The sequence below is a fragment of the Candidatus Cryosericum terrychapinii genome, assembly GCF_003570925.1.
In the GTDB taxonomy this organism is placed as follows: domain Bacteria; phylum Caldisericota; class Caldisericia; order Cryosericales; family Cryosericaceae; genus Cryosericum; species Cryosericum terrychapinii.
Genome location: NZ_QXIS01000032.1, coordinates 70,778 through 86,865 on the forward strand (window position 1 = coordinate 70,778; position 16,088 = coordinate 86,865).

Annotated in this window: 13 protein-coding genes; 10 read left to right on the forward strand and 3 right to left on the reverse strand. The window is 60.9% G+C overall.

What is annotated here, in order from left to right; translation table 11 throughout:
* Positions 1-88: 88 nt before the first annotated feature.
* From SMC7_RS05490 to SMC7_RS05500, 3 genes are read left to right on the forward strand one after another with little or no spacing between them, the layout of a single operon-like run.
* Entirely contained in the window at positions 89-1,036 is a 948-nt protein-coding gene (locus SMC7_RS05490; RefSeq protein ID WP_207798722.1) for an AAA family ATPase, read from the forward strand.
* A gap of 26 nt (positions 1,037-1,062) precedes the next feature.
* Complete coding sequence (locus tag SMC7_RS05495; RefSeq protein WP_119089350.1) at positions 1,063-2,058, forward strand: DUF58 domain-containing protein; 996 nt, start codon at positions 1,063-1,065, stop codon at positions 2,056-2,058.
* Positions 2,055-3,980, forward strand: coding sequence for a transglutaminaseTgpA domain-containing protein (locus tag SMC7_RS05500; protein WP_119089351.1), 1,926 nt, complete (start codon positions 2,055-2,057; stop codon positions 3,978-3,980). Before SMC7_RS05495 ends, SMC7_RS05500 begins: the two co-directional genes overlap by 4 nt.
* A 29-nt stretch (positions 3,981-4,009) precedes the next feature.
* On the opposite strand, the gene lpdA is transcribed toward SMC7_RS05500, so the two are convergent.
* Positions 4,010-5,374, reverse strand: coding sequence for a dihydrolipoyl dehydrogenase (lpdA, locus tag SMC7_RS05505; RefSeq protein WP_119089352.1), 1,365 nt, complete (start codon positions 5,372-5,374; stop codon positions 4,010-4,012).
* 250 nt (positions 5,375-5,624) lie between these two features.
* On the opposite strand from lpdA, the gene SMC7_RS05510 reads away from it, so the two are divergent.
* The 3 genes from SMC7_RS05510 to SMC7_RS05520 all read left to right on the forward strand — a co-directional run bounded on the left by SMC7_RS05510 (position 5,625) and on the right by SMC7_RS05520 (position 10,084).
* Positions 5,625-8,147 (forward strand): stalk domain-containing protein, encoded by a 2,523-nt coding sequence (locus tag SMC7_RS05510; RefSeq protein ID WP_165845173.1) that lies wholly within the window; start codon positions 5,625-5,627, stop codon positions 8,145-8,147.
* A gap of 217 nt (positions 8,148-8,364) precedes the next feature.
* A complete protein-coding gene (locus tag SMC7_RS05515) occupies positions 8,365-9,660 on the forward strand; it encodes an MFS transporter (RefSeq protein WP_119089354.1) in 1,296 nt (431 codons plus the stop codon).
* 40 nt (positions 9,661-9,700) lie between these two features.
* Entirely contained in the window at positions 9,701-10,084 is a 384-nt protein-coding gene (locus tag SMC7_RS05520; protein WP_165845174.1) for a DUF4282 domain-containing protein, read from the forward strand.
* Between the two features lie 51 nt (positions 10,085-10,135).
* Here the strand turns inward: SMC7_RS05520 and SMC7_RS05525 are convergent, their stop codons facing one another.
* Entirely contained in the window at positions 10,136-10,789 is a 654-nt protein-coding gene (locus SMC7_RS05525; RefSeq protein ID WP_119089356.1) for an MBL fold metallo-hydrolase, read from the reverse strand.
* A gap of 302 nt (positions 10,790-11,091) precedes the next feature.
* On the opposite strand from SMC7_RS05525, the gene SMC7_RS05530 reads away from it, so the two are divergent.
* The 4 genes from SMC7_RS05530 (at position 11,092) to SMC7_RS05545 (ending at position 15,281) form a co-directional block, all read left to right on the forward strand.
* Positions 11,092-11,514 carry a 4Fe-4S binding protein gene (locus SMC7_RS05530; protein ID WP_119089390.1) on the forward strand — a complete coding sequence of 141 codons (423 nt, stop codon included), beginning with the start codon at positions 11,092-11,094 and terminating at the stop codon, positions 11,512-11,514.
* Positions 11,501-13,267 carry an aldehyde ferredoxin oxidoreductase C-terminal domain-containing protein gene (locus tag SMC7_RS05535; protein WP_119089357.1) on the forward strand — a complete coding sequence of 589 codons (1,767 nt, stop codon included), beginning with the start codon at positions 11,501-11,503 and terminating at the stop codon, positions 13,265-13,267. The genes SMC7_RS05530 and SMC7_RS05535 overlap by 14 nt, the downstream gene beginning before the upstream one ends.
* 30 nt (positions 13,268-13,297) lie before the next feature.
* The gene (locus tag SMC7_RS05540; RefSeq protein WP_119089358.1) at positions 13,298-14,197 is read left to right on the forward strand and encodes a tetratricopeptide repeat protein; all 900 of its coding nucleotides are present in this window, start codon (positions 13,298-13,300) and stop codon (positions 14,195-14,197) included.
* Between the two features lie 61 nt (positions 14,198-14,258).
* Positions 14,259-15,281, forward strand: coding sequence for a class I fructose-bisphosphate aldolase (locus tag SMC7_RS05545; RefSeq protein WP_207798723.1), 1,023 nt, complete (start codon positions 14,259-14,261; stop codon positions 15,279-15,281).
* 98 nt (positions 15,282-15,379) lie between these two features.
* On the opposite strand, the gene SMC7_RS05550 is transcribed toward SMC7_RS05545, so the two are convergent.
* Positions 15,380-16,084: an ABC transporter ATP-binding protein gene (locus tag SMC7_RS05550; protein WP_119089392.1), complete on the reverse strand. Its 705-nt coding sequence runs from the start codon at positions 16,082-16,084 to the stop codon at positions 15,380-15,382.
* Positions 16,085-16,088 lie beyond the last annotated feature (4 nt).

Consider the following 16,088-nt stretch of genomic DNA (forward strand, 5'->3'; position numbering starts at 1 on the left):
TTGGCTGCTCCGACAGGACGGCGTGGCTGTTCACGGGTTTGCAGTTCTTTCTCAATTGTCGTATAACCTAAGCAAGAGAGGAGCAGACGTGAGCGAAAAAACAGACAGACTTCAGGCAGCGACGGATACGGTGACCGCAATAGCGGCCAGCGTCGAGACCGTGGTGCGGGGCAAGCATGAGCAGGTCTTGTTGGCCATGGTTCCTATGATCGCAGGTGGACACCTGCTCCTGCAGGACGTGCCGGGTGTCGGAAAGTCGACGCTTGCACAGGCACTGGGGCAATCCATCGGCGCTTCCTACAGCCGCATCCAGTTCACGTCCGACCTCCTTCCCGCCGATATCCTCGGCGTCAACATCTATGAGGCTGCTACCGGGGAGTTCCGGTTCCGGCGCGGCCCCATCTTCGCGAACGTCGTTATGGCCGATGAGATCAACAGGGCCAGCCCCAAGACCCAGTCCGCGCTTCTCGAGGCCATGAACGATCGACGCATCACCATCGACGGGGCGACATGGGAGTTGCCGGACCCGTTCTTCGTCATCGCCACGCAGAATCCCATCGAGTATGCGGGTACCTATCCTCTTCCTGAGAGCGAACTGGACCGCTTCCAGCTGTGCATGGGCATTGGATACCCGGACGTCGAGGCGGAACGCAAGATCCTGACCGAACGCCCCGTACGGCAGCATTCCATCAATCTGCAGCCGGTAGCCTCGGTCCAGCAGGTGCTGGACGCACAGGCTGCGGTCGACGAAGTGACGGTGGCGCCGGCGATGCTGGACTATGTCCTCGCGTTTGCGCGCGCGACCCGTTCCGAGACGCTGTTCGAGGTAGGCGTCAGCCCCCGGGGCGCGATCGATCTGCTCAAGGCAGTTCGCGCGTGGGCGCTGCTTCAGGGTCGCACGTTCGTCGTCCCTGACGACGTCAAGACGATGGCTCCCTACGTGGCATCTCACCGCATCCTGCGTCGCGGCAGTCGAAAAGGGGCATCGCGCACCGATATCGACCGCATCTTTGAGCAGGTGCCGGCACCTGTGTGACGGGGGTCTCCAGCAGTCGGAGCACCATGAGTCTGGTCGAGGTGCGATTCAGGAAGTACCACCGGGCTGAACGATTGACGCGTAGCGGCCTGTTGTTTTTCCTTGCCATCATCGGCATCGGGGCGGTCGCCATCAACTCGGGCAACAACCTTCTGTATCTCGTCTTCAGCGCACTCCTTTCTGCCCTCATCTTCTCGGGACTGCTGTCGGTCGCCAACCTTCGCCGTCTCGAGGTCTCGCTCGACACAGTGGACGAGGTGTATGCAGGCCGTCCAGCGTCGTTGGCGATCCGGATTCGCACGACCGGTTCGTTTCCGCTGTTCTTCGCGCACGTCAGTGTCCGAGCGGGTGGAGACACCGTATCGCTCAGTGTTCCCTTTGTGGGCGCTCGGTCTGCCGTGGAACTTCCGCTCACGCTTACCCTGCCCACGCGTGGACGTGTGAGGGGACTGCGGGTGGACATCGCGTCCACGTTCCCCTTCGGTATCGTCGAGATGCGCAGAGACGTCGCTGTCGGCGGCGAGCTGGTCGTGTACCCGCAGGTCCACCCCGTGCTTCTGCAGCGACAGGACCAACAGGGTGAGCACCGCCTCGAGAGGGCGAGGGCAGGAGGCGATGGTGATTTCTTCTCTCTACGCAGGTACCAGGCGGGAGATGATTCTCGCCACATCGACTGGAAAGTGTCGGCGCGGAGGGGCGATCCCTACGTCGTGGAACAGGAAGCCAGGTACCAGCAGGAGACTGTGTTCTACCTCGACACGGCAAGGGCCGCCTGGCCTGACAGCCAGGCGTTCGAACTGGGCGTCTCGAAGATTGCGAGTGGCCTGACGTCGGTCTTTGAGTCGGGAGAGGCCATCGCGCTTGCGCTTCCCGGATCGTTTCTGGATGGACGTGACCGCAGGGCGTGGCAGCAGGCAATGGAATTGCTGGCCCTGGCGGAACTCACCGAGGACCCACCCCATCCTGGACCTCTGCACAGCTTCACGCACGAAGTCATCAGCTTCGTGAACGGTGCTCCATGAGGAGCTCGCTGGACATCCGGCGCGTGCTGGGGTTCCTGCTCGGCCTCACGGCGTGCGGGTTTCTGTCCGCCGTCGAGCCCTGGTATGCTCTGTATGCAGTCGCATTCCTCGTAGCCCTGCCCTTGGCCGGGCACGTTCATGGGCGCTGGGAACGACGGGCCCTCGAAGCACTTCCCCTCGTCTGGTTCCTCGTCCTCATGGTCCTGGGGACCCAGCTTTTCGCCCTCCTGGCGCAGGCGATGCTGGCAGCAATGGCGTGCCGATTCGTCCTGACGGACAATACCCGTGACTATCAGGGGCAGGTGCTCATCGCTGTCTTCGTAACTGTCCTGTCTGCCGCAGGGTCCATCTCGGTGGCGTTCGGGCTTCTGCTACTCGGTGAGTTTCTGATCGCGACTGTCCTGCTGATCATGGCCCAGTTCGAAGGCAGAGTCCCGCATATCACCCGGGGATTCTATAGCGCCATCGTCGTGTCTGCGCTCGTGTCGTTTGTGTTTGCGTTTGGCGTGTTCTTCGCCCTTCCGCGGTGGACACTGGGCTATATCAAGGGCAGTCCTGTGCTGGCGATCCAGACGACAGGTTTCTCCAAGGACGTCACGATCACCCCTGGGGAGGTACAGCAGGACAATACCGTTGTCATGCGTGTCGAGCCCCAGAAGGGTGGGTCCCGGTTGTCCCTGCCCGCCTACATCTCGGGCATGCGCTACACAACCTTCACTGGCACGCAATGGTTGGTCGCGGCCGGTCACCCCGAGTCCCTGTACGCGTCCTCCGGGATCGATTCGTTCGTAGTAAGCGACCAGCAGGCCGATATGCAGACGACCGTATACCTCGAGCCGACCGGGACGGACGTCGTCTTTGGGCTGGAACACATTACCGGCCTGCGAGGGCAGTTCCAGTACCTCCGCCGCGACGCGGAGGGCAACCTTTTTACGGATGCCCCCTACTACAAGACTATCCGGTACGACGTCTCGTCGCTCGATCAGGACACGGTCCTTGTCGACAGTCTCGTGGCCGGCCGGCCGGTGTTGCTGGACAGGTACCTTCAGGTCCCGGAGCTTTCGCAGTCTTTCAGGGACGTTGCCGCACGTGTCGTGCGGGGTCTGACGGTCAGGGACAAGGCGCAGGCGACTCGCGACGATCTCCTTGCTAACTATGAGTACTCACTGAACCCGACAGCAACGTCGATCGAGGACTTCGTCGTCAACCGGCGCTCCGGGTACTGCGAACACTTTGCCACGTCCATGGTGCTGCTGCTGCGTGCCCAAGGTGTCCGCGCCCGCCTGGTGTCAGGCTTCGTGGCCACAGAGTGGAACAAAGCTTCAGGGTATCTCATTGTGCGGGCCAAGGACGCGCACACGTGGGTGGAAGTTCTGGACGGGGACACCTGGGTTCGTTACGACCCGACGCCCAGTTCCTTCCAGCAGGTGTCGCTGATCACGAATATCCTGGACAACGTTCGCATGGCCTGGTACCGGAACGTAGTCACGTATGACCTGGCCAGGCAGGTGGAGACGGCCAACAGTCTCGGCCGGTTTTTCACGGGCAGCGGCCGTGCCATCACCTCTGCGTTCGAGTCCTTCCGGACGGTGGCGTCGCGCTTGTTGCGCGATTGGCGTGTCCTTGCAGGAGTGTGTGCAGCTGTCGCCCTGGCACTCCTGTTTCTGCGCCGTCGGGCAGAGGACAGGCGTGGCCGGCTCGCTTCAGCGCTAGAGGACCTTGTCGGAGAACGGCGACTGCCCGGCGAGACGCTTCTAGAACTTGTTCACCGTGCTGCGCCGTTTCCTGACATTGAAGACCTTGTCTGGCGTGTCTATGACGTCGACTTTGCCGGGGAGCAGGCGGTGGAGGAGGAGAAAGCCGTCCTGCGGTTGCTGCACGATATGCGACGGGCCCGGGCAACCGCTCGTCCTCAATTGTGAATTCCATTGGTGCCTGGCACCAATGGAATTCACAATTGCAGAGGTAGTCCGATCGAGCCTTCTGTGGCCTCCATGATCATCTCTGTCATCGTCGGATGGGGGTGGATCGCCTCAAGCAGTTTCTCCGCCGTCATCCCGAACTGTATGGCCAGAACCGATTCCATGACGAGGTCGGTGGCTTCGGCGCAGTAGAGGGCGATCCCCAGGATCTCATGGGTTTCGGTATGCGCCAGGACCTTGGCAAAACCGATGCTTTCCTCCATCGTTCGCGCCTTGCCGCTGGCGCTGACGGGGAATGTCCCCGCTTTGTACGGAATTCCTTCTGTCTTGAGTTCGTATTCTCTCTTGCCCACGACACTGATCTCCGGGTCGGTGAACACGACGGAAGGGACGGCGGTATAGACCATGTGAGTGTCGTGCCCGGCGATGTTCTCGGCCGCGACGACTCCTTCTTTCTCGGCGACGTGTGCCAGCATGTAGGTTCCCTTCACGTCACCGACAGCATAGACGCCGGGGACGCTGGTGCGCATGTGATCGTCGACGACGATACCTTTCTTGGACAGCGTGATTCCTGCCGCTTTCAGTTCCGGACCGACGTTCGACCGCCGTCCGATGGAAAGCAGAACATGATCACCATGGACTTCTTGTGTGGCGCCGTTCACATCGAGTGTCAGGCTGTAACCAGCCTCCGTGGGCGTGAGCGACTGGGTCGTTGCCCCGGTGATGATCGTGATCCCTCGCTTCTTGAGGGTTACAGTGAGTGCCAGCGCAACGTCCTCATCCTCGACAGGCAGGATATGTGGCATCAGCTCGACGATGGTGACCTTCGTCCCGATGGCGCCGAAGAATGTCGCCATCTCGACGCCGATAACGCCACCACCAATGACAACCAGTTCCTTCGGCTGTTCCCTGTTGCGGAAGACGTCGTCACTGGTCCAGATGCCCGGATCGGTGAAGGGGGGAAACTTGATGGGCGAGCTGCCGGTGGCGATGATGACGTTCTTCGCTTCGACAACCTCGCTGGTCGCATCGATGCAAACATGAGTCGGGTCTTTGAGTGTTGCGCGGCTCCTATACACCTGGATATTGTTCTTCTTCATCAGATACTCGATTCCCTTGCGCAGCCGGACGACGACCTGGTCCTTTCGGGTCATGACGGCGCCGAAGTCAACACCCACGTTGTCAGCAGTCAGACCAAACTTGCGCGCCTCGTGCATGCGCGTGAAGAGCTTGCTGCTGGCCAGCATGGTCTTGGTAGGGATACAGCCCCAGTTTGTGCAGACCCCGCCCATGTCGGCCTCTTCCGCCAGTGCGACGGACAGACCCAGCTGGGCCGCCTTGATTGCAGCGACGTACCCTCCGGGTCCGCCACCGATAATGAAAACGTCTACCATCTCAGCCTCCTGCGGTATCGTCTTGACGCACGTTCATGGTATCACGCCGGGTCGCCGGGTCAACTTTGGCGGGCGTCCGGTTTCAGGTCTCGACGGCATGTGGCGTGGGAAGTGAGTCGAGTGGGGTGTCCTGCTCGCCCATGGTCTTGACTGGTACAGGCACAGCGTATCATAGGGGCAGATGCATTCCGCGGCCATGCGGAACAGGTGGTCGAATCTCAATCGGCAGTACGAGTGTCAAGGAGGAGCCATGAGCCGAAGACTGTTCGTTGCACTAGTCATCCTCACCATGTGTGTTCCGCTTTTCGGGCCGGCAGCCCAAGTCGATGCTGCGGCACCGTCGATTCCCGCGAAGGTCGAGGCACATTCGATAGGGTCGAGTGTTGTTGTGGACTGGGAGTACACGTACACTCCATCACCAATCGGCAGCCTCAAGTTCGAGGCACAGGAATACAAGGTGTCCGGGATGATCCTCACGTGGGTACTCGTCGGGACGCTCACGTACCCGACCAAGTCGCTTACGCTTGACGGCCTGGCGGCTGGCCAGCACAAGTTCCGGGTAAGGGCTGTGGAGACGATCATCACTGTTCGCCCCTTCCCGCTGGGCCCCGTCACGACCGTTACTCCCAGTGCGTACTCCGCAGAGGTCTCGGCCTGGGTGCTGGCAGCGCCGACCAGTGCGACCTTGCAGCGTGCGGGCACCACCATGGGCATCAGAGTCCTGTGGGCCGGACTTGACCCTGCCGCCACGCACTACCAGGTCCTGAGGAGCGTCATTGCGCTCATGAAGGCGGCTGTCATCCACGAAGGCCCTCACACGGACAGTTCATGGGTGGATAATGATGTCGATCCCAACAAGAAGTACTACTACTACGTACGCGCCGTGAAGGCAGGGACTGAGAGCACAGACAAAGACCTTTCGAGCCTGTCGTCGGCAGGATCGATCACGACGCCCCCCGAGGCACCCACACACCAGGTCGCGCACAGCTCGGGGCGCACCATTACCATCTCCTGGGTGCATTCCGGCAGCTGTACCCAGTTCCATGTGTGGTCCAAACCCGTGAGTGTGGTGGAACCGGTCATGCCGGCAATACTCCCGAGCACCCAGCGGTCCTACACCATCCCCAATGCCGACTATGGGAGGTGGATGGTCGACATGGCCGCGTGGGGTGACGGCGGATACAGTCCAGACACGCCTCAGCTGGACGTCTGGGTTCTCACCACCCCGTCTGCTCCCTTGGTAGTAGTGGGCAGCTCGAACACAGTGAACCTCACCTGGGGTGCCCCTGATGCCAATGCGACGACCGTGCACATTCTGAGAAGTGTCTCGGCCGGCCCATTTGCCGACATCCATACAGTCGCTTCAAGCGTCACGTCGTACGCCGACACAACCTGCCTGCCCGGAACCACCTACGCATACAAGCTTCAGGCAGTGAGAGATGATGACGTGTCTGAGCTGTCACCAGCATCGTCGTCCGTGACGACGCCGGTAGCTCTGGCGGCGCCTGCAACGCCGACCGGTCTCACCGCGGTGGCTCAGTCGCCGACTGCTGTGGGCCTGACCTGGACAGACAACGCCAGCAACGAGGCCTCCTATCAGGTATACCGCAAGGATGGCGCAGCCGTATCATTCAACCAGGTGTCGCCTGACCTGGCCGCGGGTACGACGGCATGGCAGGATACCAGCGTCGTTGCCTCCTTCCTCTACACGTACACTGTCAAGGCGCGCAATGCAGCCGGAGACTCTGACGCGTCAAATGAGGCAGCTGTCACGACACCAGCTGCGCCAGTCCCCGTTCCGGTCGCGCCGACCGGCCTCACCGCCGCAGCCCAGTCTTCAACTGTTGTGAACCTGGCCTGGACGGATAACGCCAACGACGAGACGTCCTACCGGGTCTTTCGCAGAGACGGGGGAGCAGTCACTGCCGTCCAGGTGTCCCTTGACCTTCCTGCGGGCACTGTGAGCTGGCAGGACAACGGACTAGCCGCGTCCTCTCTGTACACGTACAGCGTCAGGGCGCATAACGCAGCAGGGGACTCCGGAGCGTCAAACGAGGCGCAGGTGACGACTCCTGCTGACCCGGTGGCAGCTCCGCTGCCGCCGACATCGCTGATGGGGGTAGCGGGAACGCCCAGATCGGTCGAAGTGAACTGGAACGACAACTCGTCCAATGAGGAAGGATTCCGGATCGAGCGCCATACCGCAACTGGAGCCTGGACACAGATCAAGACATTGGGAGCGGATGCCATCAAGTGGATGGACGAGACGGTCTCGCCAGCCACTGTCTACACTTACAGAGTCAAGGCATACAACGTCGGAGGCGACTCAGCCTGGTCGAACGAAGCATCAGTGACGACGCCTTCTGATGTGCAGACGGTCGTCATCAAGCTGATCATCGACAAGAAGAACTACACGATCAATGGCATTGCGATGACGATGGACGTGGCACCCGTCATCCTGGAGAGCAGAACACTGGGCCCTGTGCGCTACATCGCCGAAGCGCTTGGCGCGGACGTCGCCTGGGACCCGGTGGCGCACAAGGTCACCCTGACCCGGGGCAGCGAGGTCATCGAGCTTTGGATCGGCAAGAACACGGCGCGTGTGGGTGGTGCCTACGTGCTCATCGATCCCGAGAACCCCGACGTCAAGCCCGTCATCCTTCCACCCGGCCGTACGATGCTGCCCTTCCGGTTCATCGCCGAGCAGCTCGGCGCCAGTGTTGGATGGGATCCCGTGAAACGTGAGGTGACCATCACCTACCCGGCTCCCTGAAGAACCACAGATCAAGTGCATCATGGCACAGGTCCCTTCGCAAGGAGGGGCCTGTGCGTTTGGCAAAGTGTGCAGCATGATCCAGTTTCATCTCGACGTTCACCTCAAAGGTTGATCAGCGCAGGTCTGAACCTCAGGACGGAACGGGATGCCTTGCGTTGGACACGCCCCGTGACTTGACGTAAAGTAATGCCAGGTAACGTCTGGAGAGGTGTGCATGAGGGACCGTCGATACGGCAGGTGGGCTACACTGGCAGTGCTGCTCTGCTTTGCGCTGCTGCACCAGGCAGACCGCCTCATCATTGGTCCCCTGACGAGTTCGATCATGGATTCCTTTCACATCAACGAAGCACAGATGGGCACAGTGCTTTCAGGAGCGCTCGTGACCGGTGGCTTGCTGTTCCCTCTATGGGGTTACCTCTTTGACCGGTTCTCGCGTGCGCGGCTCCTGGCGATTGCCGCGGCCGTATGGGGGGCCACGACGTGGTTGTCGGCTCTGGCCCCCACCTTCGGTTGGTTCGTCGCCTCGCGGGCTGCGACCGGCATCGACGACGCCAGTGTCCCAGGAGCGTACAGCCTGCTCGCGGACACGTTTGAACCCCGCTTGCGCAGCAAGGTGTACGCCGTCCTGAAGATGTCGATCCCAGTGGGGTACGTGGTGGGAGCCGCGCTGGCGACGTTTCTGGCGCCTCGCATCGGGTGGCGCCGCGTCTTCGTGGCGACAGGAGCTGCGGGTATGCTTGTCGCCGCATTGGTGGCGCTGTTCGTGAGGGAAGTGCCACGAGGAGCGACGGAACCGGAGCTGGTGGGTGCGTCCGGGGCATCGCCGACGTTCCGCTGGCCTGTCGCGCGCCGTCTCCTGAAGCGAAGGACCCTTGTGGCATTGTATGCGCAGGGGTTTCTCGCGGTTATCCCCATCAATGTCGTGACCTTCTGGATGTACCGGTACCTGGAGACCGAGCGGGGGTATTCAGGGCAGGCTTCTCTCTCGGTTGCCGTTGTTACCGTCGCAGGACTCGCGTTGGGTCTTCCACTTGGTGGAGCCCTGGGCGACAAGCTGTTCAGGACGACTCTCAGGGGTCGCCTTCTAGCCGTGGCCGCGACTATACCTGGTTCATTTGTTCTTTGCGCCGCTCTCCTGGTCCCAGTGACGCAGCCTGTCACGTTCGCCCTTCTCGCGATGACTGGATCTTTCCTGACGGGGTTCGCTGCTCCCAACATCGTGGCCACCATCAGCGACGTCAGCCCACCAGAAGTCCGTAGTACCGCGCTTGCCATGCAGAGCCTCGTGGAGACCACCGGAGCGGCGCTTGCCCCGCTGCTGACAGGCATTGTGGCGTTGAGGATCAGTCTGGGGACTGCCTTCCTCGTGCTGATAGCGGGGGCGTCAGTGCTGTGGATCCCCTGCTACCTGATGGCGCTCAGGAGCGTAGCCGGTGACATCAAGCAGACGCGCGCGGAACTGCGCGGGCGGGCTTCCACGTCTGTTGACGTGCAGATGTCAATTCGATAGCATGTGTCCAGTTGAAGGATCTCATACAGAGGAGGAACGCATGGATAATCCGAACGGACCGTACACTCAGGAACCGGCACCAGCACCAGTACAGGGGGGTGGACAGCCTCAACCGCAGTATCAGTACCAGCCGCCGACCGTGCAGCAGGTGTCCAGTCAGTCGTGGTGGGGAGGCTTCATCAACTTCAAGACGCTGGTGATGTTCTCTGTCATCAAGTGGCTCTACATCCTGGGAGCGGTTGTCATAACACTGGCAGGACTGACATCGATGTTCAGCAGGGTGTTTCGTCTTTTCGGAGGTTTCTGGGCCGGCCTGGCGATCCTGATTCTGGGAAACCTGTCTTGGCGTCTGACCTGTGAGACCATCATAGTACTGTTCCGCATTGCTCAGGGGGTCACGAGCATCGACTCGAAGACGCACTAGATCGGAACGGACATAGTCAGGGCTGTCTGCGGAATCTCGCGGGAAATCCCCCTACAGCCAGGGGTTGGCGCCCATCTCGGCGGCGATGGTCGTCGGTTCTCCATGACCCGGGAAGATCCGGGTTGCAGGCGGCAGGGACATCAGAGTGGCACGGATGCCTGCCAGCAGCTGCTCGAACTCCTTCTGGCTGGGCGTACGCCCAACGCTGCCCGCAAAGAGCGTATCGCCGACGAACGCATGGTCTCCTGTGATAAGCACGCTGCTGGCCGGCGTATGTCCATGTATGGTTGCAACGTGGTACGTGATGAGTCCAAGGGGTAGTTCCTGACCGGTGGTCAGCGGAGATGGCTCCGCATGCATGGCGAACATCGAGCCCATCTGCGCGGCGTAGTTCGCTATCGGATCTCTGGCGAGTTCAACCTCGCGCGGGTCCATGAGTAGCGTCGCATCGGGAAAACGCCTCATCGCCGTGTCGACGCCTGAAATATGGTCGAAGTGCCCATGAGTGCATACGATCCACCGGAGGCGGGCATTGGCGCTCTCGATGACGGTAGCCACTTCCTCAAGCTCGCGGTTCCAGACCATGCCGGGGTCCACCAGCATGAGTTCCGTCCCTGACTGCACCAGATAGCAATTGGTCAGCAGGGGGCCGACCAGCATCCGCGTGACCGTGGCTCCCGCCATCGTCTCATGAAACTGTTCCATCAGAGCCTCCCCGTACTGTAAGGAAAGTATATCCAAACCAGACCTTATGCGAACCACAGGGTCGCAGGCTCGCCAGAAAGGGAAACTTGACTGTCTGGTTTTGATGGCCGATGTCTATTGTGGTCCTAGAGCGGCTTCTGGCCTGGAAGCAATCAGTTCTGTGCTTCATGAGTTGAAGGAACGATTCACGTGTGTGTTGGATAAGTCACTATGTATGCATGACATAGCCATACTGGACATATACTATGAATGATCAGGCGGATGCAGCCACCAACAACGCAGCAGTGCAAGGAGAAGAATACATGAGACTATCCGTCGTTGACGCGGAACGCTGTACAGGCTGCCAGATATGCATGTTTGCGTGCACTCGCCGGCTGGGCTATGCGGGAATGGGCAAGACGGCAATCCACGTCAAGTCCGTGGGTGGCATGGAACACGGTCTTTCAGTGGTCGTTTGTCGAGCATGCCAGGACCCCCCGTGCGCCAAGGTGTGCCCGGAGGACGCATTGGTCCTGCGCAAGGGCGGAGGAGTCCTTCTGAACCCCTCGAAGTGCATCGGCTGTGGACTCTGCCAGCAAGCGTGCATCGTCAGCGCCATTTTCTGGGACAAGGAAGCAGAAAAACCGATTATCTGCATGCACTGCGGCTACTGTGCCAAGTACTGCCCGCATGGCGTGCTGGCGCTCGAGGAACGCCGCGAGGAGGTCCCCGATGCTGTCAAATGATCCGCTTGCCAACGTCCTGTACGTCGACCTGAGCAAGAAGCATTCATGGGTCGAGCGTCGCGAGGACCTGTTTGGCAAGTATTTCGGAGGGGCGGGGGTCGCTATCCAGCTTCTAACCGAGAACTGCCCCGCGGGCATCGATCCGCTGGCCCCCGAGGCGCCTATCGTGCTTGCGACTGGACCTCTGGATGGACTCTTCCCTCTCGGGTCCAAGACCGTGGCGATGTTCAAGTCACCACATACGGGTAACTTGGGCGAATCGCACGCGGGCGGCCGTAGTGCAGTCGCCATCCGCATGTCGGGGATCGGCGCAATCGTCATTACCGGTGCCAACACCAATCCGGGGTACCTCAGCATCGAGGAAGGCAAGGCATATTTCCGCGATGCCACCACGTTGTGGGGCATGAGTTCCAGCGTGACAGCCGGCCGCATCGTACGGCAGAACGAGAGCTCGGCGGGTCTGCGCAGCATCATGCGCATCGGTCGTGCAGGAGAGAACCTGGTGACCTACGCCGACGTCAGTACGGAGACCTACAGGCACTTCGGGCGGCTCGGCATGGGGGCGGTCTTTGGCAGCAAGAAGCTCAAGGCCGTCGTAGTGTCGGGTAATCGGACGCTCGAAGTCGCGGACAAGGTCGCGTACCAGGCACTCTACGACGAGATCAACACCGCGGCGGTCAGCAGCCCCGTCATGAAGAAGTACCACGATCTGGGAACAGCGGAAAACGTCCAGCCCCTGTCTGCGCTCGGCGGGCTCCCGACACGCAACGTGCAAGCGGGACACTTCGAGTCTGCTGAAGCTATCTCGGGGGAGCATTACGCTGAGCATTACCTCGGGCGTCGCCTCGCCTGCTCGCATTGCCCTGTCGCGTGTATTCACATCGCAGCGCTGCGCGAACCCTATCAGGATGAGGCGTACTACTACAAGACGACGATGATCTCCTATGACTATGAGCCCATCTATGCGCTCGGCTCGATGCTTGGCCTCAGCAATCCTGAACAGGTGCTGAGCCTCATGAACAAGGTAGAAGTCCTGGGACTAGACGCCATGAGCTCCGGCGTGTGCCTGGCCTGGGCGACCGAAGCAATGGAAAAGGGATTGGTCACCGAACAGGACACGGGTGGCCTGAAGCTCGAGTTTGGCAAGGCTGATGGGTATGTTGCAGGTGTCGAGGCTATCACGAGCCGGTCCAACGAGTTCTGGAGGACACTGGGCCGCGGCGTGGACGCAGCGGCAACCCGTTATGGCGGCGTCGACTTTGCCATGGCGTTTGGTGGCAACGAGATGCCCGGGTACCACACGGGCCCGGCCGGCTACCTCGGGTTCATGCTGGGAGCACGTCACAGCCATCTGGATAACGCCGGTTATGCCATCGACCAGAAGGAACTGACCAAGGGGCTCATTCCGGCCGAGCAGCTTGCCCAGAAGCTCATGGACGAGGAGCGCTGGCGCCAGGTGCTCAGTTCGCTCACGGTGTGTTTCTTCGCCCGTGGCATCTACACGCCGGAGTTGACACTGCGGGCGCTTGCCGCCGCGGGCTACAATCTGACGGCGGAACAGCTGGCAGCAACCGCAGACGATATCTATCGGGCGAAATTCGCATTCAAGTTAGCCAACGGCTTTGACTTCAACAAGTTGACTATCCCGCACCGGGTATTTGAGACACCGGCGGTCGTAAGCGGGTTCGACGAGGAGTATATGCGGCGCGCGATCGCGTTTGCCGCGGGTCAGCTGGCCAGTCCGCGCGGATAGTCGCGGCAGAGCGGCACAGGAGGACCAAGTATGACAGACAAGAGCAGGGAACCTATGAGCAGCAGCGCCGAGGACCGCAAGGACCGGAGGCAACGGGAACGCCTCGCGGAGCTGACACGTTCGTTCAAGAAGGACCCCAAGGACTTTGTTCAGAAAGTGGAGCAGGCGTGTCCGGCGGGCACGCCGCCTGCGACTGCATTGCTGGACGCTGCGGTGGTTCTTGCGGAGCAGGACGAGTTCAAACCCGCGCTGGCCCTGCTGGACAGAACGGTCGTACTGTACGAGGCCAAGCATGACAATGCCGGCCTGGCCCACGTCTATGTCAATATGGGTCCCCTGTACGGCATGCTCGACGAGCTGGAGAAGGGCATCAGCTTCTCGCTGAAGGCCGAAGCCCTGGCCAAGGACCTGCCGGCCGATCCTGAGCTCACGCTGCATTACGCGAGTGACCTCGGTGGCATGTATACGGAGATGGAGGAGTGGGACAAGGCGATGCACTACTTCCAGACCGCCTGCGATGCATCGAAGGGTATGGGCAACAAGGATCTCGAAACCGACGCTCTTCTCATCATGAGCCAGGTGGCCGTCGCCCAGGGAGACGCAGCCAAGGCACGTGAGCTGGCGGAAAAGGGCGGCGCTCTTGGCAAGGCTCTGCACGATAAGCTCTTTCAGGCGCGTGCACTGCAGACGATCGGGGATGCGAGTGCACTCGACGGGAATCATGAGCAGGCTGTCGTCCTGTTCCAGCAGGCGCTGGACCTCGAAGCCGACCAGCCCGATCTCGATCTTCGACAGCAGTTGTTCTGGGAGATGAGCGAGTCGTACGAGGAAGCGGGAAACAAGGAGCTGGCAGAGGACTATCGCAGTCGCGCTGCCGACCTCGGCGAAACCGACGAGGATATGGACGAGCCGGACGACTCAGCCGGCTGATCGTGTATTGGATGCACATGTGCCGCATTGTCAGGAACGACCTGCGGATAAGGAGGATGGTATGTTGTACGAACGTGAGTTGAAGGAGACGGCCAGAGCTCTGGTGGCACCGCGCAAGGGGATCCTGGCGGCCGACGAGAGTGTTGGAACAATCGGCAAGAGATTTGCAAAACTGGGTGTGCCGTCGACGGCCGAGACGCATCGCGTTTATCGGGACATGCTGTTTACGACGCCTGGTGTCGAGGAATTCATCTCAGGCATCATCCTGTATGACGAAACGATTCGCCAGGAGTCCCTCGGCGGAACGCTGTTCCCCAGGCTGCTGGCCGAGAAGGCTGTTATCCCCGGCATCAAGGTCGATACGGGAGCGGTTGAGCTAGCGCTTCACCCCGGTGAGAAGGTCACACAGGGACTGGATGGCCTTCGCGAACGGCTGGCCGAGTATCGGTCGCTGGGCGCACGGTTCACCAAGTGGCGTGCCGTCATCACCATTGGGGCGGGTATTCCCAGCAAGGCATGCGTCAGTGCCAACGCCCAGGCCCTTGCGCGCTATGCGGCCCTGGCACAGGAAGCTGGACTTGTCCCAATCGTCGAACCCGAGGTCCTCATGGACGGCGATCATGATCAGGAGCGGTGTGAGCTCGTCACCTTGGGCGTCTTGAGGTCGGTCTTCAACGAGCTTGCCCGGCAAGGGGTCCTGCTCGAGGGTATGCTGCTCAAGCCGAGTATGACGATCTCTGGCAAGTCCTGCCCCCGCCAGGCAGGGGTCCAGGATGTGGCCGAGGCGACCGTAAGCACACTGCGCCGTACCGTCCCTGCCGCCGTTCCGGGAATCGTCTTCCTTTCGGGTGGGCAGTCGTCCGAACTGGCGACCGCCCATCTCAATGCGATGAACAAGCTGGGACCGCATCCGTGGGAACTGAGCTACTCGTACGGACGGGCATTGCAGGAGCCGGCACTTACCATCTGGCACGGTGAGCAGGCAAACGTCGCGGCGGCGCAGGCGGCGTTCTATCATCGAGGCAAGTGCAACAGCGCGGCCCGGACCGGTTCGTACACGCCCGAGCTCGAGCGCCAGCAGTAGCGGGCTGCTCTCGTGGGGTCGGAACCCCCAAAACGACGTTCCGGGCAATGGGGATACCCATTGCCCGGAAACGCTGAGAAGGAGGAACGGCGGGGAGGCTAGCCGCCTAGGTAGGCTTTCTTGACGTCCGGGTTGTCGCGCAGTTCCCTGGCCGTCCCTGACAGTACTAGGGAACCCGTTTCCAGCACGTATGCGCGGTGAGCGATAGACAGTGCCTTGAAAGCATTCTGCTCAACGAGCAGCACGGTCTTGCCAAGTCCGTTGATCTCAGTGATGACGCCGAAAATCTCCTCGGTCAGCACGGGCGATAGGCCCATCGAGGGTTCGTCGAGCAGCATGAACGGGTTGTTCTGCATGAGACCCCGGCCGACAGCCAGCATCTGTTGCTCGCCGCCAGACAGTGTGCCGGAGATCTGCCGTCTGCGCTCCTTGAGACGCGGGAACAGCGAGAACACCTTGTCCTGGTTGGGTCCGGCCGACTTCCTGTCTTTGACCGACGACAGCGCCACGTCCAGGTTTTCCTGCACGGTCAGGTTGCCAAAGATGCCACGGCCTTCGGGGACGTGGGAGATACCCATGCGCGCGATGAGATGTGGCGGTGTGTGCGTGATATCGTGTCCGTCATAAATAATACTGCCGGATGTTGCGCGCAGAATGCCGGAGATGGCGCGCAGCGTCGTCGACTTGCCGGCGCCATTGGCGCCGATGATCGACACGATTTCGCCTTTTTCTACGCTGAAGGAGACGCCCTTCAGCGCACAGATGGAGCCATAAAAAACGTCGATGTTCCGGACTTCGAGCAGCATG

Excerpts from the sequence above, each read along its gene's own strand:
- SMC7_RS05520 (WP_165845174.1), top strand. The coding sequence starts at position 9,701 with ATGGATAATCCGAACGGACCGTACACTCAGGAACCGGCACCAGCACCA.
- lpdA (WP_119089352.1), bottom strand. The coding sequence starts at position 5,374 with ATGGTAGACGTTTTCATTATCGGTGGCGGACCCGGAGGGTACGTCGCT.
- SMC7_RS05525 (WP_119089356.1), bottom strand. The coding sequence starts at position 10,789 with ATGGAACAGTTTCATGAGACGATGGCGGGAGCCACGGTCACGCGGATG.
- SMC7_RS05515 (WP_119089354.1), top strand. The coding sequence starts at position 8,365 with ATGAGGGACCGTCGATACGGCAGGTGGGCTACACTGGCAGTGCTGCTC.
- SMC7_RS05495 (WP_119089350.1), top strand. The coding sequence starts at position 1,063 with ATGAGTCTGGTCGAGGTGCGATTCAGGAAGTACCACCGGGCTGAACGA.
- SMC7_RS05535 (WP_119089357.1), top strand. The coding sequence starts at position 11,501 with ATGCTGTCAAATGATCCGCTTGCCAACGTCCTGTACGTCGACCTGAGC.
- SMC7_RS05530 (WP_119089390.1), top strand. The coding sequence starts at position 11,092 with ATGAGACTATCCGTCGTTGACGCGGAACGCTGTACAGGCTGCCAGATA.
- SMC7_RS05510 (WP_165845173.1), top strand. The coding sequence starts at position 5,625 with ATGAGCCGAAGACTGTTCGTTGCACTAGTCATCCTCACCATGTGTGTT.
- SMC7_RS05540 (WP_119089358.1), top strand. The coding sequence starts at position 13,298 with ATGACAGACAAGAGCAGGGAACCTATGAGCAGCAGCGCCGAGGACCGC.
- SMC7_RS05500 (WP_119089351.1), top strand. The coding sequence starts at position 2,055 with ATGAGGAGCTCGCTGGACATCCGGCGCGTGCTGGGGTTCCTGCTCGGC.
- SMC7_RS05545 (WP_207798723.1), top strand. The coding sequence starts at position 14,259 with ATGTTGTACGAACGTGAGTTGAAGGAGACGGCCAGAGCTCTGGTGGCA.